Source organism: Staphylococcus sp. HMSC62D11 (assembly GCF_001839145.1).
In the GTDB taxonomy this organism is placed as follows: domain Bacteria; phylum Bacillota; class Bacilli; order Staphylococcales; family Staphylococcaceae; genus Staphylococcus; species Staphylococcus lugdunensis.
In genome coordinates this window covers 20,913-39,437 of the sequence record NZ_KV840192.1, presented here as the reverse complement: position 1 = coordinate 39,437, position 18,525 = coordinate 20,913, and the positions used below count along the sequence as shown (strand labels likewise).

The following is an 18,525-nucleotide window of genomic DNA, read 5'->3' as shown; positions in this document are numbered from 1 at the left end:
TATAGAGTTCATAACTTAAAACATAATTATGTCCGAGTCTCTTTTTCATTATCCGCTATGAATTTAACAATATCATTAATTAGAAATTAAAATAGATATTGCCATTGATTGTTGAAGTTGTCTACTTTAATATTTCAGCCATTGAGCGATTCACACTATTCGCATACATTCCACCAAATTTTAATAAATGAACCATAAATAAATATAATCTGTAAAATTCCAACCGTTTTTCTGCACCTTTTGCCATAGGATAGTGTTTGGCATATTCATCATAAAATTCATCCGTAAAACCCCCGAAAACTGTTGTGATGCCTAAATCGAACTCTCTATCTCCATATAACGGTGCTGGATCAAAGAGCGCAGGACGTCCATCAGTTAAAAACATATAATTGCCACCCCATAAATCTCCATGTAAGAGTGATGGCTTACTTTGATGTGCTTCTAACTCATTAATCATCACCATGCGTACTTGTTGATACACCTTATCGTCTTCTTCATTCCATAATCCTTTGTGCATGAGCTCGTCACGTAAATGATCCATACGACGTGCCACAAAAAGTTCTATCCACGAATCCGTCCAAGAATTGTCAAATGAAATATCGCCACCTTCATGAGGTAAATCAAACCCAAATTGGCCATTAGATTGTTGTTCACTATGCATTTTAGCCACTAATTGACCTAATTCACGCTGACTCCCTGTACGCCCTTCATCTAAATAACTCAAAATTAAAAAAGCATCTCCATTAATGCTGCCATTATCTATTACACGTGGCGCTGTAATGTCTGCAGCTTCGAAAGCATTGAGTCCTGCTATTTCAGCTGCATAAAATGATTGATCGCGATTGCGTTGTACAAGTAAGAAATACGTACTATCTTTTGTCGTCACTTTAAATGCCTCATTCACATCCCCACCACTTACAGGTGCCACATCTCGAATATTATCTAAAGGTAATTGATCTATCCATTGTTGATTCATATACATACTCCTTTCGTTTATATCCTATTTCCTTTTTTGTGCCTTCTCAATCACCGTACTACTCTATAAAGTCATACCCTTTCGATTTAACTTTACCTCATTTGAAAGTTTTTATTCTCTTTTTAATAATGTATCAAACATTTGAAAAAATCATGGCAAAGTATTGAACTTCTATATTTTGGCTTTGAAAAACAAACATAAAGTGCTAGTCTATTATAGAAAATGTTATTTTCAATGCTATTAATTGAGGATAGAAAGCCTCAAATACAATGAAAAAGGAGCATTACTATGTACAAATTAATCAAACCCCTGTTATTTAAAATTGAGCCGGAGAAAGCCCATGGTTTAACTATTGACGCGCTCAAACTTTTACAAAAAGCACCATTTATCTTTCCTATTGTCAAAAAACTTTTCGTGTACGAAGATCCCTCATTGAAACAAACGATCCAAGGTAATACTTACGACAATCCTGTAGGTCTAGCACCTGGCTTCGACAAATCATGTGAAGTGCCTAAAGCTTTAGAATACCTTGGTTTTGGAGCCTTAGAACTTGGTGGCATCACACCGAAACCTCAAGATGGTAACCCGAAACCACGAATGTATCGTTTACTCGAAGATGATGCCTTAATCAACCGCATGGGTTTTAATAATATCGGGATGAATCGTGCTTTATTTAATATACGCCGTCATGCTTATTCTATTCCTGTAGGTTTAAATGTAGGTGTTAATAAGACAACTCCTTATGAAGAACGTGATCAGGACTATATCAAAGTCATGGATACATTTAAGGCAGATGTTGACTTTTTTACCGTAAATATCAGCTCACCTAACACAGAAAATTTACAAAGCTTCCACGATAAAGATGAATTTACAATGCTATGCAACGCATTAAAGGAATTTAAAGCTCAAACAGATATTCAAGTTCCTATCTATTTAAAATTAACTTCAGATTTAAATTTAGATGATTTTAAAAATATATTACCTTCAATTACAGAAACATTTGATGGAATGATTTTAGCGAATACAACACGACGTCGAGAAGGCTTATCTTCTGATAATAAAAACGAAGAAGGCGGCTTGAGTGGTAGACCATTATTCAAACGTAATTTAGAGCTTGTCAAATGGGCATATCAACAAACAAAAGGTCAATTTCTAATCATTGGTACAGGTGGTATCTTTAGCACAGATGATGCCATTCAAATGATGCGCAATGGTGCTTCCCTAATACAAATTTATTCATCATTAGTGATTGAAGGCCCAGGCTTAACTAAAAAAATCAATAAAGGCATCGCTCAATATTTAACTAAAAATAATTATACAAATGTTAAAGATATCATTGGCTTAGATGCCTAAAATTTAAAATCAGCAATATTTATCGGGAATCGAGATAAATACTGCTGATTTTTCTTTATTTTGATTAAAACTCAACTTAGTATCAATTCACTCTAAGATTGATACTGTTCTAAAAAAGCTTTAGCCTCTTTATTAACTTCTTTAAAATCAATGCCTTGACGCATTGCAGCAAAGACACAACCACAATAACATTGTCGATAAACGTTATAATCTCTACACATTTCCAATGACCGTTCATATCCTTTATTCTTTTTAAAGTCACTTGGTAAATAGTACACATCATAGGCTTCTTGTACTTTCATGCCTAATTCATTAATTAATTGCGCGTTTTTCTTAGGTGACAACGTTAATGCACTACCAAAATAATTATAGCCAAACCGCTGTGCTGCATCGGCAACAAGATCTAAACGCATTTCAAAACATGCTGAGCATCTCAATCCGCCTTCTGGTTCATCCATTAAGCCACGTGATTTAGCCATTTTCATAAACGTTTGTGGTTCATATGGCGCTTCAATATATTGAACATGATTGCCAGTCCGTTCATTAAAATCTGCAATAAATTGTTCTTGTACTTTCGCACGTCTTAAATATTCATTTTTAGGATGAATATTGGGATTAGCAAAATAAACACCAATATCTGCAAATTGCGTTAAATATTCTAACGTATACGTGCTACATGGCGCACAACAGCTATGTAACAAAATTTTCGGTTTTTGCTCCGCACGCTTCCATTGCTGTATTAATTTTTTCAAGACACGGTCATAGTTAATTTTTTGATTTTTCATTTTTAATACAATTGGTTCAGCATCTATCATAAAAAGCCTCTCTCGTTCTTTAAAATATAGTTTAATTATATAATATCGAACACGAGAAAGGCATACAATATTTAATATTCTTTTTTTATTTTGACGACTCTCATAATATACATCAAGATACCCATCACAATACCACCAACGATATAATTAATTGGGTTTCCACCATAGGTCTTTATCCCACCTACGGCATCAAATAATAAATCTAGTCCAAAAAGAGCTAAACCAAAATAAATAGCAAATCCTATACAAATTACAGCATATTTCTTAATTAAGTGACGATATTCAGCCTTAGAATTAACTCGCGAATGGTCTAAACCACCTTTTCCCATTATGACTAAAGAAATTATGTTTAAACCAAAAAATAAAATAAATACAGCAACATGTGTCATCATTATTTGTTGTGTGTGTATTATATCTATCACGCTTAATAAAAGTAGCAATGCTATTAATATTGTAGTAATCATGTACATATTAGCTAAACGCTCATTCAATTGAATTTTTTCGCGTTCATCTTTGTCAGTTGAGCTATTCGTAAACCACTTAATTAAAAAGTCATTTAAACGTGACAACGTCCTTCACCTCTATATTAATAATCCTTACGAACTTTAGATTTAGCAAAGAAATATGCAAGTACACCAAATACTAGTCCCGGCAAGATATTCTTACTTACAGCAAACCATACCGTTACATCCGTATCGTTAAAAAAGCGAAATACCATGTCAAATAACGTTGTTAAAGCTCCAAAAAAGAACCCTCCAACTACACTTTGTCGTTTTAATTTTTTAATGAGCTGGACATATTCTTTATCAGAATAAACGGTTAAATCGTCTAATTTTTCTTTTCGCATTAATACGAGAGTTTGAATATTGATAATTAAAAATACAATCGTGATTGCCATAGTTAGCACTGAAATGGTGTCATGCATCGCATCTAAAATGACACCTAATAGCAATAAACAAAATAATAAAACATATGCCGTTAGAAATACAGTCGTAAATTTAGCATTGATTATGGCAATTTCACGTTCATCTTTGTCACCTATCGTACCAAGAAGACTATTAATCATTTTATTTTTGAATTTGTTCATATGCTTACTCACCCTTATTTATTATCCTATGTGTCAAATATAACCGACATCGTTAAGTATGTCAAATATAAATGACACTATTATTAAATAATAATTTGCATTTTCTTCTTCCATTACATGATATTAACTTGAATAAGCTAAAAAACAGCTATCTGATCTACATCGTGTCAGATAGCTGTTACTATATTTTAAACAAATAGGCTTAACATAAATGTCCAAATACAAGCAAAGATAAGTAAACCTATACTAAAACGCATAGCCATTTTCATCAATTCAGACTCTTTACCGACTTTATTAACAGCCGCTGTGGCTATAGCAATTGATTGAGGAGATACTATTTTAGCTGTAACTCCACCAGCGACGTTAGCCGCAACTAAGAGCGAGCCTTTTGTACCTATTTGTGTTGCTACAGAAGCTTGAATAGGTGCAAATAATGAGTTGTTATTCACCACTGAACCAGTCATAAACACACCAATCCACCCTAGGACTGGAGATAGCAATGGGAATATTGCACCTGTTTTAGCAATACCTTGACCCATAGCGTTACTCAAACCGCCATATGTCGTAATTTTAGAGACAGCCAAGATAAAGCAAATTGTTAATACAGAAACCCACAATTCTTTAACTGTCACTCCTAAAAGTTTGCCTGCAGTTTTAAACGACATGTGCTTAGCAATTAAGATGGTAATGATAGCCGTAACTAATATTGCAGTACCAGTTTGTGCAATAAAGTTGAACGTCAAAACATTGGGATGATGTGTCACATTATTCATCGTACCTGGAGCATTGAAGTTAACAACAAGGGCACTTAGTGCACCACCTTTTTCAAATAGAGCTTTAAATGCTGGTAAGCTCCATACCATAACAATAACGGTCAATATAATGAAAGGACTCCATCCATAGACAATTTGCTTAATTGAATGTTTCTCAACCTTGCCGACCGCTTCATTATCTTCAAGTCTAAAGATATTTTTAGGTTGAAATTTACGTGAGAATAATGCAAGTGCAACCATAGCACCTAAGCCTGGGATGATATCAGCTAACTCAGGGCCAGCAAATGCTGCAATCAATACTTGTAAACCGGTAAATACAGATGCGGCTATTAATGTAGCTGGAAACGTTTCTTTAACACCTTTGAGACCATCAATAATAAACATTAATAAAAACGGTACAAAGAAACTAATCAAACCTAATGTTAAATTACCAATTAATGCAACTTGTGATGCTTTAACACCACCTGCTAAATTTAGTGTATCTGTAATCGCAATAGGAATACCAACAGCACCATAAGCACCAGCTGCTGCATTAGCAACTAGACAATACATAGCTGCTGGCAATGCTTTGAAACCTAGTTGCATTAACAATACGGCACAAATGGCAATCGGTACACCGAATCCAGCTGCACCTTCTAAAAACCCATTAAATAAGTAACCAATAAGCAGTAATTGAATACGTTGGTCTTGTGAAATACTTGCAATACTATCTTGGACAATATTAAATTGTCCACTTTCAGTTGCAATTTTATAAAGCCATACCGCCATAATAACAATAAAGCCAATTGGTATAATACCTTGATAAAATCCTTCAAATGTTGCGCCTCCTGCAATACGTGCAGGTAATTTGAAGCATATCATTGCTACCAATGCAGTGACAATCAGTGTTGTCAATGCCGCATAAACGCCTTTCATTTTAAATACTGTTAAACACAGCAGGAATAAAATAATAGGCACTGCCGCTACAATTGCTGAAATCAGCATATTATTAAACGGATTGAAACTTTCAACTAACATCTTAAATCGCGACTCCTTTATTCTGCTTCTCTAATTTCGTCGGCGACATCACCATAGTCTATTTCTGTTTCAGTGAACGTCTTGTTGTTAATTGGAAAGTGTTGTTCAAACGTTTCAAAGTTTTGAATTTCTACAGTAACATCATCCACGATAAAGTCTAATACATGTCCACCCAAATTGCGATCATCATTTGCAAAATGGATATGGAAACCTGCAGAACCAATACCATGGAATAATTCTGGCGTATAGAATCCAATTATTGTACCTTTAATATTTTCTGCTGTTTCTTCTGGTTGTCTACGTGCAGAATCAATTAACCGTGTATAAGGTGGTTCCTGTTTAGGCATCATTCGAACATGCATTTTTTTAAATGTACCACTAATTTTCACTGCTGAAAACATGTTTTTACTTAACATATGTGATTCAACTTCATTTAATACTTCTTCAGAAGATTTATCGCTTGTTTGATATGTTTCATCCGCTTCAAAATGTGTAATCGTTGCGTAAGGTGTTTTTTCATCACCTTTAAGTTTGGTAAATTCTTTGTATTCATTGGCATGGAAAGCCTCTCCATTTAAGAAGATAACTTCTCCATTTGAACCAGTTAAAGTGGCTAGTCCTGAATCTCCGTGTTTTAATAGTTCATCAATTGTTGCAGTTCCTTCTAATAAACCTGCCATTAATGTGCCTAATGTGCCGTGCTGATATAATACATGACTCATTACTGTATTCACTCCTATTTATATGTTTAAATTTAGTTTAATGAATCTGGTAATACATTTGTTGAAAGTTTAATATTATCTTGATAGTTTACAGGAATATCAATTAATACAGGTCCTTCAGTTTCATAACCTTCTTTAATTGCTGCTTCTAATTCTTCTTGAGTTGTAACGCGCATACCTTTTGCTCCCATTGATTCTGCATATTTAACATAATCAACAGGTCCAAATTCTACACCTGCAGAACGTTTATATTTCATTTCTTCTTGGAATTCTACCATGTTATATTTACCATCATTCCAAATTAATTGGATGATGTTTAATTTTTTACGTACAGCTGTTTCAAGATCTTGTCCTGAGAATAAGAAACCACCATCGCCAGCAACTGAAACTACTTGCGTATTAGGTCGTACTAATGCAGCAGCAATTGCCCATGGTAAAGCAACACCAAGTGTTTGCATACCATTACTAAACAACAAATGTCTTGGGTTATAGCTTCTAAATTTACGTGCCATCCAAATATAGTGACTACCTACGTCTACAGTAACTGTAGTATCATCTGAAAGTGATTTTTGCATCGTTTCGATAATTTCTAATGGATGTAACACTCCATCAACATGTGTACATTTAATACCTGATGTTTCAATAACTTCTGCTCTTAATTTTTCCAAGTCATTTAAATGTTTGTCATCAATAATTGGTGCATCAATATTTTCAGATATAAGCTCAATTGTACCTGCAATATTACCTATTAATTCTTTTTCAGGACGTAAATGGTTCGTTATTTCAGCAGCAACTTCATCAATATTGATAATTTCAGTATCTAATTCGTGATTCCAGTTACTCGCTTCATATTCAATTGGATCATAACCAATAGTGACAACTAAGTCTGCTTTTTTCAATAATTGGTCACCAACTTGGTTGCGGAACAATCCTACTCTACCGAAGAAGTGATTTTCTAAATCTCTACTAATGACTCCGGCACCTTGGAATGTTTCAACGACTGGAAGATTGGATTTTTCTACTAAGTGACGGATTGCTTCTGTTTCTGCTTCACTTGAACTTCTCATACCAGCTAGTAACACTGGAAACTTAGCATTGCTGATTTTAGTGATAACATCTTTAATATCTTGAAGACTTGGAACACCTAGAGTTGGTTTTTGGCATAATGCTATCGCTTTATTATTAACTGGTGATTGAATGACATCTTGAGGAATACTAATAAAAGTCGCGCCATTTTTACCTGAAGTTGCTGTTCGGATTGCATTTGTCATAACTTCAGATAATGACTCAGGATCTTGAACCTCAGCGCTATATTTTGTAGATGATTTTAAAAGATCTACATTATCTACTGCTTGATGAGTGAGACGTAATAAATCATTACGTTTAACTTGACCACCAATAGCTAAGACAGGATCACCTTCAGATGTTGCTGTTAAAAGTCCTGTTGTTAAGTTACTTACCCCTGGTCCACTTGTTACAAGAGCGACACCAGGTTTTCCTGTAATACGTCCAATACCTTGCGCCATCATAGCTGCATTTTGTTCGTGTCTTGTAACAATTAATTCTGGTCCATCATCTTCTAATGCATTAAATAAGTAGTCAATTTTAGCACCTGGAATACCAAACACATAATCTACATTATTATTTTTCAACGTATCAATAACCATATCTGCTGCTGAGTAATTTTTTTTAGTCATTTTATATCCATATCCTTTCGATAATTAACAAATTTTCACACTGCTGCACACTTAGATAAAAAGAAGTCAATTGCATGTTCAATTTTTTTAGGAAAAGAGGGAAAGACAGTGAACAGTGCATGACTTCTTTAATATCAAAATGCCTTGTCATTCATTGTTGTGTGAAATCCGCTCAAGCGTTCAAAATTGGACTATTTGGGATAATACTCCGAGTTGGGCTAGAACTCTTTCATATAATCAGTACACTTAAAGCATAACTGCCTTAAATAACTTACTACTAGACAATCATTTCTTTACTATATGAAAAATATTTTGAATCACTTGCAACTTCATTACGTTATTCATTATATTACGGTTGAACGTATTAATAAAATACATATTTTCGATTGCAAGTATTCCAAAAAGGAATACATCTATAAAACATCGTATTCCAAGTTATCTCTAAAATTTATTACTTTGGACTTAAATGGCCTATGGTTTGAATCCATTCTCGAGTGACATGCGATAAGTAAGTATCTTTGCGCCAAATAACACCTAAGTGCCAAGATAATCGTGCGTTTTCTAATTTTAAAGCTGTAACCTCATCTCCCATCATATTGTATAAACTTTGAGGAACAACACTGATGCCTAATCCCTGACTAATCATATTTTCAATAAAGTTAATCTGTGAAATATTAGCAACTGTTTTAGGATAAAAGCCAATGCGTTTGCAATTTTCAATAATTTGATCTTTCAAATAGAAATCATCATGAAAAAGTATAAATTCTTCATCTTCCAACTCGGCAAAATCTACTTTCGTGCGCTGCGACAAGGGGTGCGCTTTACTGACGACTAGCAATAATTCTTCATCATAAAGCGAATATGAATGATAAACACTTGAATCTACAGGTAGTGTGGTAATACCGATGTCAATTTCATCGTTGTCAATATTATGTTCTACCACTTTACCACCTCCTTCAATCACTTCGTATGTTACTTTAGGATATTGTTGATGAAATTGGTTAAGACTATCGGTGAACATTTGAACATTCATCATCGGTGATAGGCCAATACGAATATGACCTTTCTGTAGATTGACAACGTCATTCATTTCTAATGATAACTTTTCAAAAAGTGCTAAAAACTCTAAACTATTATCATAAAATGTTTGACCAATATCTGTTAGCTTAATTTGCTTTTGTGAGCGATCAAACAAAGTGATATTATATTCATTTTCAATACTTTTAATTGCCTTGCTTATCGTTGATTGTGCAATATAAAGGTGTTCAGAAGCTTGCGTCATTCCGCCTTGTCGAACCACCTCGACAAAATACTTTATCTGTTTAATTTCCATATTCTTCCACGACCTATATTAGTTTATTTGCTTTTATTGTAGAAATTAGATTTAGGAATATCAATCCTAACTAGGCTTTTCAATAATATTGTAACAATTAATGTTGTTATAATCCTAAATCTTTCATCTTCCATTCCTATGCAATTCTTATTATTATTTTTAAAAAAATTTATAATAATGGCAATTTTTCTCTTAAAAGATAGATGTACCAAAATAGCCACTTACATTATGCTTTAAGTCTGCTATAATCTATTTTATCGTATAAATTTATCGTATATCTGCTTTAAAAAGTAAGAAAAAAGAAATTTTTCAGAATTTTTAGACTATGGTCGGTGATTTTATGATATGATGTTAATTATTAAAATATCACATTTAAATATAGATTATTATTAACTGTGGAGGTTAATTGCTATGTCAAGTTTTTTCAAAACTATTACTCGTAAAGAGAATCCTACGATTTATCAAAATAAAGATGGTCATTTAAAACGTACCTTACGTGTTAGAGATTTCCTAGCGCTTGGTGTAGGTACTATTGTTTCGACTTCTATCTTTACATTACCGGGAATTGTTGCGGCCGAACATGCTGGTCCTGCTGTTGCCTTATCATTTTTAATCGCTGCAATAGTAGCTGGACTTGTCGCATTTACATATGCCGAAATGTCTTCTGCCATGCCATTTGCTGGCTCAGCTTATTCATGGGTTAACGTATTATTTGGTGAGTTCTTTGGTTGGGTTGCAGGTTGGGCACTATTAGCAGAATACTTTATCGCTGTTGCCTTTGTGGCTTCTGGTTTCTCTGCTAACTTACGTGGACTGATTTCACCATTAGGTATTAAATTACCTACATCATTATCAGCTCCATTTGGTGCAAATGGTGGTATTATTGATATCATCGCTGCGGTCGTTATTATTTTAACAGCATTGCTCTTATCAAGAGGTATGACAGAAGCAGCACGCATTGAAAACATTCTAGTAGTTCTTAAAATTTTTGCAATATTGTTATTTGTTGTTGTAGGCTTAACAGCATTACATGTACAGAACTACATTCCATTTATTCCAGAACATAAAGTAACAGATACAGGTGACTTTGGAGGTTGGCAAGGTGTTTATGCTGGTGTATCTATGATTTTCTTAGCTTATATTGGCTTTGACTCAATCGCAGCGAACTCAGCAGAAGCAATTAACCCATCAAAAACAATGCCAAGAGGTATTTTAGGTTCATTAGTAGTCGCTATTATTCTTTTCGTTGCTGTAGCACTTGTGCTCGTAGGTATGTTCCATTATTCACAATATGCTAATAATGCTGAACCAGTTGGCTGGGCATTACGTCAAAGTGGTCATGGCGTTGTTGCAGCAATTGTACAAGGTATTTCTGTTATCGGTATGTTTACTGCATTGATTGGTATGATGTTGGCTGGATCACGTTTACTATACTCATTTGGACGCGATGGTTTATTGCCATCTTGGTTAGCGAAATTAAATCATAAACATTTGCCTAATCGTTCTTTAATTATCTTGACTATCATTGTAGTCATTATCGGTTCAATGTTCCCATTCGCATTCTTGGCACAATTGATTTCAGCTGGATCACTTGTTGCATTTATGTTTGTATCTATCGCAATGTATCGTTTACGTAAACGCGAAGGTAATGACTTACCCGTACCAGGTTTTAAAGTACCTTTATATCCTGTTTTACCGGCAATTACTTTCGTTTTAGTATTTTTAGTATTTTGGGGATTAAGCTATGAAGCTAAACTATATACATTAATATGGTTTGTAGTCGGTATTGTTATTTATCTTTTCTATGGCGTACGTCATTCTAAGAAAAATGAAGAACCAGAATATATCGTGCCAAAGCAAAAATAACATTATCATTATAAAAAAAGCTGGATATAAATCCTAAAATAATAGGGAGCGGAACAGAATTCATTATGAATTCGTAGTCCCGCCCCGGCAAGGTTGACTAGGATTGAAAAAGCTTGGTATACGCGTATTTTCAATCCAGTCAACTACTGCCAATATTTCGTTCATAGCCTGAAACATAATGATGTTCTAGGCTCTTATTTTATATTCAATACTCTGAAATGTATGACTTTGCGTTCCTAGGGTGCTATCTCAGTCACCCCTAACTTGCGTTGCTAGTTGAACTGCGCTTCGCATTCCTTTCTGTTGAGGCCCCGCCTTTTGCGCTTATAATCTACATTATTACAACGCTTTAATTAACAATACTTGTTTAACAAGTTCACTAAAATAGTCTTTGTAATATTGTGATTCGTAATGTGAATAGGAGAAACCAAAAGGATGATTTTTATCTGCATGATACTGCTTTCCTGTTAAATCAATTACTTTGACTTGTGGATAATGTTGAAGCAATAAATTGTCTAAATTCTCCCATATTTCATTCGCTTTTTTAATTTGTTGTATCGTAGAAAATGTTTTGAGCTGTCCTTCTTCACTATACTTTTCCGCTAATCGACCTCTATTTAAAATAATATGACTTTCAGGAATGATGTTAGTTATATGATGCATAAATTTATGTAACTCAGCTAACCACTCATTATAATAGTCTGTATCATTGTCAAATTCATGCGCATTCCATTCACTGACATAGTCCCCTAAATTGGGATTATCTTTAATCAAATAATTATAAGTAATCTTGCTACCATTGTTTAACTTTAATGATGTTAATAAAGCATCAGCATATAAATCAATAACGAGTATTTCAGCACCTGATTGGCGTAGCTCATCATAAAAGGTTTTAGCCATATCACGTGCAATATGCTCAAATTCATGATGTTGCTTATATTGCTGCATTAATGATGCTGGTGCTGGCACTGCATTTAAAGCATCCAAACGACTATGGAATTGAGTGAATACACAGTTCATATATTTTTTATAATCTGGATTAAAATAAGGTGATGTATTTAAACCATTGCGCGAAAAACAAGTTCCTAAAACAGCAATTTTCGGCACTTCATAGGCTTGTGATTGTGTCTTTTCTAAGACATAAAGACTTAAACCTCCTCGCCCATTAATGTAAAACTTAGCATTCATCGTGTTACTCAGTGTTACATAGCGCGTATCTATCTGTTTATGATTTGTAGGAATAACGAATCGTGCTGTCTCAAAATTTTTACCAATGAGCACATCAAAGTTATCACCGTCTTTAGTATAAATTTTGTGCAATTGACCTAGATCAATGATGGCACTCTGCTTAATTGTAGGAAATTCAACATACTCGCGATAATGAAATGGATTGCCTTGTCGCGAACGTAAAGCTAGATAAATAGTGTCATGAGCCAATTCCCTATCACAAGTCAGACTATATAATCGTTGGTTGACTGCTTGTATGGATATAGGTAATGATGTCACTTGTTGCTGCACATTTCCATATAATAAAAAGTTATCTTTTTGATGATAATCAACAGAATATTGTGCTAACAACGCCTTATTTTGATGAATCCAATCCGTTAATTGCACTTTCTCTACATACTGATTTCCACAATCATCTTTTAGTTGTACATAAACACTCCAGCGTTGTTGTCTAATAGCTAGATGTTGCATCATTGTTAGCATATCTTCCATGATTATGTGCTTATCTTTAGTTACAAAGTATTTAGCAGTTGGCAACATCGTTCCAGCGACTAATTGCCCTAAATATGTCGTACATTTGTAATCACTGATTAATTGAAGTTGATTGCCTTGACAGTGAATTGTTACGAGAGTGTCTTTAGCCGTTAAAGTAATATACAACGCTTCTTTATCAACGTGTATAGTTACAATATAAAGTGGATTAATATCGTCCAAAATAATAGGTTCTCTGGCCTCTACATCAAGTGCCATTTTAATTTTCAAACCACTGATGATACCCGAACTAAAATGATGCTTCAAATCTAAAGTCACCATGTGATTATTTATTTCAAATGTTAATGGAAATTTTTGTAAAAAAATACCAATGCGATCTTCAAATTGATACATAATATCGGTTGGTTGTTGTATGTGATGAAAACAGAGCTTTCCCTGTTGTACTGATATAGTCGTCTTCATTGCTTTTTCCTCACTTCAACTGCTTAATAGTGTCAACTAATGTTTGATTAATATGGTGCTTGACTTCAAACAATTTATCGTAAGCTATTTGATATTGTGGTAATAGTTTAAAGTCATTGGCAGCCAATTTCTGAAGTGCTTCTGTAACTTGTTCAATTGTAGTCACAACTTGACCGATATCTCGATATTGAATCTGTTTAGACGGCACATGATGTGACAGATATTTATTATATTGATAAAATATGACATTTTTTTGCTGGAATAAAAAGTCCACCGCTACCGATGAAAAATCAGTAATTAAAAATTTTGATTGTGCGATAGCCGTTGGAATTTCGACATCACTCATTGAACAAAATTCAATTTCAGCATGTTCACTCATTAAGTACTTACTATATTTATCAAATTGTGGATGTAATAATACCCTTAGCGTTAAGTTATAGCGTTGCAAAAAATCTAATACCGTAGAGTTATTTAGCAATTCTACCATTTTATGATAGTACTCACTGCTTAAAAATTGTGCCGTTGTCAAATATTGTAATCCACGTTGCCATGTTGGCATAAATAATACTTTTTGACTTTCACTAATTTCCACAGATGTTTCCAATAAATTATCATGTCTTGCCATACCTGTAATCAATACTTCATGTTCATCGTAACCTAATGTTTCAGTAATAATTTGTTTTTCAAATTGATTATTTGCTGTTATATAGTTCACTAAATAATTATTCTTACTTAAATATGGCGATATATTGTGAATAATCATTCCATGCTGAATAGAGATAATTTTCTTTTGTGCAAGTTCTTGTTGATAAATATGTTTATACAACTGATTATTGTATGGTAACAGCGTTTCTTCGGCTGTAAATGACGTAATATAATTATCCGCAGCAAGCATTAATAACTTATGTTTAATCGAACCAAAGTTGATTACTTTTCCTAGGTTTTTCACTTTTGCACGTGCATGCTTAGCATGTTTGTCCAAAATATAATATGCTTTAATTTCACTACATTGTTGCGTTAAATATTTAAACAAGAAATAAGAATTATCTGATGCGCTGTCTTTACGTTCTGAAATCAGCCATATTGGCTTGTGTATGATCATTTTAAATAAATGTGCAAAGCATTTTAAACTATATTTTTCTAGATATTTTAGTATTAGCTGTAATTTTATACGTGCATCGCGATATTTTTGTGTCTTTATCCAAGCATCTGAAGTTCTGAGTTGTTCAAATTCATTATCCCTATTCTGTTCCAAATTTTGATTAACTTGGTACCAATAACGACGACTGCGATATAATGTCAATGCACTCAATGCTTCATCAAAGTATCGTTTAAATACTAAACCATAAAATAAATACAACCTTGTTTGTTTACGTTCCCTCAGTTCTTTCAAACCACTAAATTTTTGTGCAATTATCTTCATTAATTTAAGTTGCTTTTCTTTATCCACGTCTCTTTCAAATACTTGATTATCAATAACAAAGTCTAAAAAGTGAATTAAATCTTTTTTTGAAGCGAAACCACCTATGATTTGAGCGGTTGATAAAGATTCCAATAAGTCAATCGTTAAATCGATAATATCATGCTTATATACCTTGTTTTGCGTATTTCTTCCAATATAATTTGCCGAAATATACGCTTTTGATGTTATCGTAGCCGTAGCTTGAAAATAGGTCATTAAATCACAATGCTCTTGTGTTTCATCTCTCCGTATTAAAATAGTAGCAAACCATTCTCTATAATTGTTATATGTATAAGGCATTTGTTTGAGATATTTTACATCTCTAAGTGTCCACTGTACTGCAGTAGCATCAGATGATTGTAATGTTTGAATTGCTTGTTCAAGCTCTACATGATTAAAAGTAAAGTTAGGGTTGGCAAACAAGATATAGTCATAACCTTTAATATCTATATTGATACTTTTTTCATCTGCTATATAAATCGTTTCAACATGTTTAAAAGCCTCACAATGCTTAAGTGCTTTATATTGTTGGACATTCATGTTCCTTGTTTTAAAGAGTACTAATAATATGTTCATCGTTGTTTCAATCCTATAGTTCGTTTTATTGTTGTCACTAAACGGTGTAATTTGTAACTTTTACTGCTCTTAAAGCGTTTAATTTCTGCAGCTTTCGCTTCTAATGCGGTTGCACTATAAAAATATCTTCGTCGCGCTTCCAATAATGCTGCATAAGAAATTGCAAGTTCATATTCGCGCTGTTGTATCAAATGAATAATAGGTAATTCATGACGTAAATATAAATTAAAAATACGTGGTTCATAATGATTTACAATGTCAAAAAGCTCAGTAAATATTTTTAACTTTTGACTATTATCAATAAGATAAAATTCTTGATCTAAGACTTTCCAAAAGATTGAACGTAGCGCATTAATTTTAAAAAATTGTAATTGTTCTTTATTATAAAAAGGTTTACAAATATGATATGCGGCAATATCGTTTTCAATGGAGCGCATCACATCTTGATGTGTGATTGATTTATTATCACCTGTATCACGATTACGATAGTAATAAATAATTTGTGGCGTGTATGAAAATGATTGTGCCTGGGTATACAGCAATGTATCCACCAATTTATCTTCTCCATTACGAAGCCCCTCTACAAACGAAATATGATGTGCATCATAAAATGATTTTCGAATTAATTTCAGTACAACGCCAACTTTCACTTGCGAGAAAAATGGAACATCGTCGAGCTTTACATGCTCATACGTCTTATTTAATTTATATTCTTTAAATGTCACATGCTGGAATGTCGATCCATCTTCATTAAAAGACACCATTTTTCCCATAGCAAAATCATCTTGATTTCCCATTGATGCCAACAATTGTTCATACGCATCCGATGCTAAAATATCATCCGGATCCATAAAGTGAAGAAAATCGCCAGTTGCTTGAGCCACACCAATATTACGTGGTTTTCCTGGTGCACCATAATTAACAGGACATTGATATAATTTAAAATGGCTAAATTGTTGTTCATAGTTACGCATTTTAGCAACACTATCATCAGTGGAACAATCATCTATAAGAATGACTTCTATCTTTTCTTGCCCAATACTTTGATGAAGCAACGAGTCTAAACATGCTTCAATGTAATCCGACACATTGTATACAGGCAAAATGACTGAAATTAACATTAAGATACCTCCTTATTTCTACGACTTGAAACGCTATAATATTTGATTGAATACATTAACTTTTTTAACATGCGCATCCCTAAAGATGGATTATAAATATTCATTTTGACACCACGCTCATTATCAATAATTCTGAAGTAACCACCTATTAGCAAACGATAGCGTGGCAGTCGAATTTGAAAAGTTTTACGACTAAAATTTTTCACCTTAACACCTAAAATGATTAATGGCTTATCGTGTATTAACATTGCTCGAGCTTTTAACTTGCCATGTGAATCAATATAAATTTGCGTACTATCACTCATATCAAACGCCTCTTGAGACAATGAAAAGTGTAATTCACGACTGCCCCAATGATAATGATGCACAATGATATTTATTTTTTTATAATCCTTTTCAGCTGGAAATACCATCCCTTTATGCTGATAAAGGATGTGTTTATAGCAATTATCAATTGGTAATGCATCTATCATCTCTATGCTTATGTATTGTAGTAATACTTTTGTTTCTATGTTAAAACGAGTATTGTCTTGAATGTATTTTAAATTTAAATAACCCTGGTTATGTTCTAATATATAGTTCAAATAATGTAACACGACCAAATATTGAATATAAGGTAAAACCCTGCCGTATAAATCGGTAGAGCGTTGAATTAATTCAAGATAATTTTTAACGATATGAGGCGCATACCTATTTTGATCCTTCCATGAGTTAATACTTAATGACCGGTAATCATCTCTGTTATAGAAATAATTAACATGTTTAATTAAGCCATAAGACTTGACGTCTAATAGAATCGTATTAATAAACTTTGCATCTTCCCAAAAATCAATCGTCTCATCGAATGTATACTTATGATGGGTAAACAACGATTTTCGAAAGACCATTCCTCCAATATGATATTGAATATCTTGGTACTGCTGTGTAATATCTACGACATGCCTACGTTGTTGAAAACGATAATTTAAATTTTGAGCTGATAATGTATGGCCTTTACGTATTAATATAGGCGCACTTGCTAATTTTATGTACGGATATTTAAGAAAAAATCGACTGGCTTCTTTGAAAAAATTTGTGCTCACATAATCAGAGTCATCAATAAATGTCACTAATTTTGTCTCAGGACTCATAAGTGACATGCCTAAATTTCTAGCTGCACTGACACCTTTATTCGTTTGATTAATAATTTTAATCTGTGCATGATTTTGATAGCCTTTTAAAATTTGTGCCGTCGAATCAGTGCTACCATCATTGATAACAATAATTTCATCCTCTTCAAAATACAGACAGCTTAATAGCTTATCTAGTGTATGTGCAATATATTTTTCACTATTGTATGTAGGAATGATGATTGAAAACACTCGTAAGCTCCTTCCGATGCAACAAGGCTATCTATTTATTAACGCGTTTTAAACAAACTACTAATTAAATACTGTATATTAACAAAATACATTATGATTATACACCATTTATTAACTAAAATATAACCTATATTTTTTATTTAATAAACACTTTCCTATAATCGTTGTAACTGCCAAGCGAATAC

At 33.3% G+C, this 18,525-nt stretch carries 14 protein-coding genes; 2 read left to right on the top strand and 12 right to left on the bottom strand.

From position 1 onward, the window contains the following. Positions 1-121: 121 nt before the first annotated feature. Positions 122-976: a fructosamine kinase family protein gene (locus HMPREF3267_RS07275; RefSeq protein ID WP_002478570.1), complete on the bottom strand. Its 855-nt coding sequence runs from the start codon at positions 974-976 to the stop codon at positions 122-124. Between the two features lie 288 nt (positions 977-1,264). On the opposite strand from HMPREF3267_RS07275, the gene HMPREF3267_RS07270 reads away from it, so the two are divergent. Next, a complete protein-coding gene (locus tag HMPREF3267_RS07270; RefSeq protein ID WP_002460533.1) occupies positions 1,265-2,329 on the top strand; it encodes a quinone-dependent dihydroorotate dehydrogenase in 1,065 nt (354 codons plus the stop codon). A gap of 92 nt (positions 2,330-2,421) precedes the next feature. Here the strand turns inward: HMPREF3267_RS07270 and HMPREF3267_RS07265 are convergent, their stop codons facing one another. From HMPREF3267_RS07265 to HMPREF3267_RS07235, 7 genes are all read right to left on the bottom strand, one after another. After that, complete coding sequence (locus HMPREF3267_RS07265) at positions 2,422-3,144, bottom strand: epoxyqueuosine reductase QueH (RefSeq protein WP_002460535.1); 723 nt, start codon at positions 3,142-3,144, stop codon at positions 2,422-2,424. Positions 3,145-3,215: 71 nt separating this feature from the next. Next, entirely contained in the window at positions 3,216-3,713 is a 498-nt protein-coding gene (locus tag HMPREF3267_RS07260; protein ID WP_002460536.1) for a hypothetical protein, read from the bottom strand. A 17-nt stretch (positions 3,714-3,730) separates the two neighbouring features. Then, complete coding sequence (locus HMPREF3267_RS07255; RefSeq protein WP_002478568.1) at positions 3,731-4,231, bottom strand: hypothetical protein; 501 nt, start codon at positions 4,229-4,231, stop codon at positions 3,731-3,733. 188 nt (positions 4,232-4,419) lie between these two features. Beyond that, complete coding sequence (locus HMPREF3267_RS07250; RefSeq protein WP_002478567.1) at positions 4,420-6,021, bottom strand: L-lactate permease; 1,602 nt, start codon at positions 6,019-6,021, stop codon at positions 4,420-4,422. A gap of 17 nt (positions 6,022-6,038) precedes the next feature. Further along, positions 6,039-6,743: an acetolactate decarboxylase gene (gene budA / locus HMPREF3267_RS07245; RefSeq protein WP_002460539.1), complete on the bottom strand. Its 705-nt coding sequence runs from the start codon at positions 6,741-6,743 to the stop codon at positions 6,039-6,041. Between the two features lie 32 nt (positions 6,744-6,775). Continuing rightward, on the bottom strand, positions 6,776-8,440 hold the full coding sequence (alsS, locus tag HMPREF3267_RS07240; protein ID WP_002478566.1) for an acetolactate synthase AlsS: 1,665 nt from the start codon (positions 8,438-8,440) through the stop codon (positions 6,776-6,778). Positions 8,441-8,891: 451 nt separating this feature from the next. Beyond that, a complete protein-coding gene (locus HMPREF3267_RS07235) occupies positions 8,892-9,773 on the bottom strand; it encodes a cidABC operon transcriptional activator CidR (protein ID WP_002460541.1) in 882 nt (293 codons plus the stop codon). Positions 9,774-10,184: 411 nt separating this feature from the next. On the opposite strand from HMPREF3267_RS07235, the gene HMPREF3267_RS07230 reads away from it, so the two are divergent. Beyond that, the gene (locus HMPREF3267_RS07230) at positions 10,185-11,639 is read left to right on the top strand and encodes an APC family permease (RefSeq protein ID WP_002478565.1); all 1,455 of its coding nucleotides are present in this window, start codon (positions 10,185-10,187) and stop codon (positions 11,637-11,639) included. 339 nt (positions 11,640-11,978) lie between these two features. Here HMPREF3267_RS07230 and HMPREF3267_RS07225 read toward each other — a convergent pair whose 3' ends face one another. Genes HMPREF3267_RS07225 through HMPREF3267_RS07210 form a run of 4 tightly spaced genes read right to left on the bottom strand, consistent with a single transcriptional unit; the run spans position 11,979 to position 18,340 of the window. Further along, positions 11,979-13,820 (bottom strand): DUF6270 domain-containing protein, encoded by a 1,842-nt coding sequence (locus HMPREF3267_RS07225; protein WP_062078152.1) that lies wholly within the window; start codon positions 13,818-13,820, stop codon positions 11,979-11,981. A gap of 10 nt (positions 13,821-13,830) precedes the next feature. Then, positions 13,831-15,858 carry a CDP-glycerol glycerophosphotransferase family protein gene (locus HMPREF3267_RS07220; RefSeq protein WP_062078154.1) on the bottom strand — a complete coding sequence of 676 codons (2,028 nt, stop codon included), beginning with the start codon at positions 15,856-15,858 and terminating at the stop codon, positions 13,831-13,833. Next, positions 15,855-16,979: a glycosyltransferase family 2 protein gene (locus tag HMPREF3267_RS07215; RefSeq protein ID WP_062078156.1), complete on the bottom strand. Its 1,125-nt coding sequence runs from the start codon at positions 16,977-16,979 to the stop codon at positions 15,855-15,857. The genes HMPREF3267_RS07220 and HMPREF3267_RS07215 overlap by 4 nt, the downstream gene beginning before the upstream one ends. Then, the gene (locus HMPREF3267_RS07210) at positions 16,979-18,340 is read right to left on the bottom strand and encodes a glycosyltransferase family 2 protein (RefSeq protein WP_062078158.1); all 1,362 of its coding nucleotides are present in this window, start codon (positions 18,338-18,340) and stop codon (positions 16,979-16,981) included. Before HMPREF3267_RS07210 ends, HMPREF3267_RS07215 begins: the two co-directional genes overlap by 1 nt. Positions 18,341-18,525: the final 185 nt, after the last annotated feature.

Bases quoted from the DNA above. Each gene is read 5' to 3' on its own strand.
- HMPREF3267_RS07225 (WP_062078152.1), bottom strand. From the start codon at position 13,820: ATGAAGACGACTATATCAGTACAACAGGGAAAGCTCTGTTTTCATCAC.
- HMPREF3267_RS07255 (WP_002478568.1), bottom strand. From the start codon at position 4,231: ATGAACAAATTCAAAAATAAAATGATTAATAGTCTTCTTGGTACGATA.
- HMPREF3267_RS07235 (WP_002460541.1), bottom strand. From the start codon at position 9,773: ATGGAAATTAAACAGATAAAGTATTTTGTCGAGGTGGTTCGACAAGGC.
- HMPREF3267_RS07230 (WP_002478565.1), top strand. From the start codon at position 10,185: ATGTCAAGTTTTTTCAAAACTATTACTCGTAAAGAGAATCCTACGATT.
- HMPREF3267_RS07220 (WP_062078154.1), bottom strand. From the start codon at position 15,858: ATGAACATATTATTAGTACTCTTTAAAACAAGGAACATGAATGTCCAA.
- HMPREF3267_RS07215 (WP_062078156.1), bottom strand. From the start codon at position 16,979: ATGTTAATTTCAGTCATTTTGCCTGTATACAATGTGTCGGATTACATT.
- HMPREF3267_RS07275 (WP_002478570.1), bottom strand. From the start codon at position 976: ATGAATCAACAATGGATAGATCAATTACCTTTAGATAATATTCGAGAT.
- HMPREF3267_RS07270 (WP_002460533.1), top strand. From the start codon at position 1,265: ATGTACAAATTAATCAAACCCCTGTTATTTAAAATTGAGCCGGAGAAA.
- alsS (WP_002478566.1), bottom strand. From the start codon at position 8,440: ATGACTAAAAAAAATTACTCAGCAGCAGATATGGTTATTGATACGTTG.
- HMPREF3267_RS07250 (WP_002478567.1), bottom strand. From the start codon at position 6,021: ATGTTAGTTGAAAGTTTCAATCCGTTTAATAATATGCTGATTTCAGCA.
- budA (WP_002460539.1), bottom strand. From the start codon at position 6,743: ATGAGTCATGTATTATATCAGCACGGCACATTAGGCACATTAATGGCA.
- HMPREF3267_RS07265 (WP_002460535.1), bottom strand. From the start codon at position 3,144: ATGATAGATGCTGAACCAATTGTATTAAAAATGAAAAATCAAAAAATT.